This is a genomic window from Roseomonas sp. KE2513 (assembly GCF_016107305.1).
GTDB lineage: Bacteria > Pseudomonadota > Alphaproteobacteria > Acetobacterales > Acetobacteraceae > Roseomonas.
Map to the genome: position 1 here is coordinate 1 of NZ_RCVR01000201.1, position 367 is coordinate 367.

A 367-nucleotide genomic window follows, 5' to 3' on the forward strand; every position below is an offset into this window, starting at 1 on the left:
TCCTCTGCTCCACAGTTGAATGAGATGCCCCGCAAGCGGACGGTATCTGCCGATGGGGTGTATGATGACGACGGAGACGATGGATGCCGCCGGTCCAGGTCGGGGTGGTCGGATGTCGCGGCAGCGCAAGCGGTATGCGGTGCTTCGGCTGCGTCGGGGCGAGGACCTGGAGACGGTCTCACGAGCGCTGGGTGTCACGGCGGCGGTCCTGAGCGGCTGGCGCGACGCCTTCCTGGCTGGTGGTGAGGCAAGCCTGGCGACGCGACCTGCTGATGGTGAGGCGCTGGAGAGCGAGCGGCTCAAGGCCAGGCTGGGCGAGATGCTCGAACGGGAGTTGCTGGAGGCCAAGGTCGCGGCGCTCGAGGGC

1 pseudogene is annotated in these 367 nt (G+C 68.1%); it reads left to right on the top strand.

The annotated features are described in order from the left end of the window. Positions 1-64: 64 nt before the first annotated feature. Positions 65-367, top strand: a pseudogene (locus D9599_RS30950) (IS3 family transposase); the annotation flags it as partial.